Genomic DNA, 2,549 nt, shown 5'->3' on the forward strand with positions numbered 1-2,549 from the left:
AAGAAGAAGGAGAAAGGGCAATACTCACAAGAATTACAGAACAGAGATTAGACCTTTTATTATTAAGGCAACCTACAGCAGATACTCATCCAATTGGATATATATTAAGATTTGCTGGTAATGCAGAAGAAATAATACAAAAGGAGAATAACGCAAAAGATCAAATAAAAGAACTTATAAACAAGCAGAGAGGATATGTGCCTATTACTTCTGGAAATGAGGTGGTTTTACTTCCTCTTATATTTAATGCAGGTGCAGAGAGAGTAGAAGGTCTTATATCTATTCCAGAAGGAATAGGAAGAGAAGAGTATGTACATAGACTTGATCGTGGTGGTCGTGACTCAAGACCAGGAGTATTAGTGGGACCTGAAATTGTTATTGATGAAAATCCACCAGAGGGTCTATTATCAGATCAGACTCGTGAAAATTTCAGGCGCTTTTACACGGAAAGAAAACCAGGACAGAACTCGATTTTTTTGCTTGATATAGATGATAATCTGCACGTTCCATTTAGTTACTTGCAAGGTACTAGAGCACAGGTAATAGAAACATTAAAGTCAAGAATAAGGAGAGGTGATAATTCCATTCCTACAGCACAAGAGATAAGAAGACAAATAAGAGATATTCTTAGAAATCAAGGGATAGAAGTAAATGATCTACTTACGCTAGAATTTGCGACGAGAAATGGACATTATGATTACTGGCTTCAACAAATTGATATAGCTCACGCTGGAAGATTGCGATATCAGCTTCGTACTGAAGGTAATCACACTTTTGAAGTAGCTAATTTGGCAAGGAATGACGGTAACGAGCACATTGTTAGAGTATTAAATCAATTTAGGGAAAATGAAAAACAACAGCGTTTAACTTTAATCATTACTTTAAATAATACTCATTGGGTTACACTAGTGATTGAACGTCAAAATGGGAACTATGTTGGGTACTATGCTGATTCAACTGCTACTGCTGTTCCAGGTGGTATTACTGATATCATTCAAAATAACTTAGGAAATAATATCAGGATTAATAATGTTTCTGTTAGTCAGCAAACAGATGGTTGGAATTGTGGTTTATGGGCATTAGAAAATGCTAGTGATATTAATCGAGTTCTAAACGAAAATCCTGTTGGGCAAGTGCAGAATATCATAAATATAATACGCGATTTTCTTGGAAGAGGCCACCCAAACAGAGATAGAAATTACTTTCAGAACATAAGAGTGGGCATTTCGCAATTATTCAGGAATAATCCGGGATTTCAAGATGTGCAATTGCAAGCATACATTCAAAATAGAGAACAAATTGATCCATTACTACGTACTTATCTAGAATTAGGATATCACAGAGTAGGAGGAGGATATGGATTAGTAGAAGCACCTATATCGCTTGGTGTTAGTGATTCCAGTAATTTTGGTGACCTGCCACAGTCGAGTTTAGAAGGTCCTGAAGCTAGTCGTGTTTCTGACCTTAGCCAAGGTAAAGGCGGTAGGTAGAGGTAATCGGTAGATGAAAGGAGTGTAACAAAAACCTTATGCATCAAGTAAAGATTGTGAGCAAATTTAAAGAAGTTAAGGTGGGTAACCTGTTTTTTTCTACTTGCAGCAATGTTTCAAAAAGTATATGTGTCGAGTTGGGTAAAGTTGAAGGAGGTTCTTAAATGAGCAACTATTAATTTGGTAGTGTATAACATTAATAAATTTAAACGATGCAACCATTTCCAGCAACCAAAACCAGCCAGCGTGAGAACAATTTTTTTTTGGAATGGGTAGGTCTTGCAGCACACTACCCCTAGATTTTTCACTTTTTCATATAGCTTGAACAAACTTTTTCTAACTCATTCATGTTTGTACTTTAACATATTTAATAATTGAAACGACGTCTATGAGTCAGATACCGCCCATACCACTACACTTTGGGGATGCACATCAAGCCGATAGTAGTTGCATATTCCATACACAAGGAGCTAAACTTCAACAAGCCTAAGTTCTGCAGATGTATGTTTCTTCACATTCGATTCTCTCTATTTTAGCACTGGGCTTTAATATCATATATGTAGTCCCACCAACCGCTAACGCAAGTGTTGTGGCTGCAGCAACCGCCCCTACTATAGGCAGAAATCCAATTGTAAATACTGTTGCAAAAATGGTTGTCGCAGCTATACCTAATACTGCTGTTGATCCGCCACTAACAAGACCCCACTTGGTTGCATTATATTCTTGTTGTTTTATTTCTGCTTCCCCGAAAAGCTGTATTAAACTTTCATCTGTGGCTAACTCTCTTGGAGTTTTACCATTAGTGTCTTTTAACAAAGGATTTTCCCACTTTTTCAGTAAAGACTCTGCTACTTCTGTGCAGTCATAAATAGCAGCTAAATGTAAAGGAGTACGACCTTTTAGTAACGTATGTGCTCTATCTTCTACTACACACCTCACTAGATGCTCTACAACTTCTTTCATACCTGGTTCTTTTCCTATTAAATACTTAACTACCTTTGTGCAATTATTATAGAAAGCACTATGTAAAGGAGTATTTCCGTCTTTATTCACTACATT

Annotated in this window: 1 protein-coding gene and 1 pseudogene; one reads left to right on the forward strand and one right to left on the reverse strand. The window is 36.7% G+C overall.

Translation table 11 applies throughout. The annotated features are described in order from the left end of the window. Positions 1 to 1,490: pseudogene (locus ACIPNH_RS01155) on the forward strand (cytoplasmic incompatibility factor CifB); the annotation flags it as partial. A gap of 486 nt (positions 1,491 to 1,976) precedes the next feature. Here the strand turns inward: ACIPNH_RS01155 and ACIPNH_RS01160 are convergent. Beyond that, the coding region (locus ACIPNH_RS01160) for an ankyrin repeat domain-containing protein (RefSeq protein ID WP_400771109.1) at positions 1,977 to 2,549 on the reverse strand (573 nt) is incomplete at its 5' end.

Origin of the sequence: Wolbachia endosymbiont of Drosophila barbarae (assembly GCF_044752445.1) — a bacterium.
GTDB lineage: Bacteria > Pseudomonadota > Alphaproteobacteria > Rickettsiales > Anaplasmataceae > Wolbachia > Wolbachia pipientis.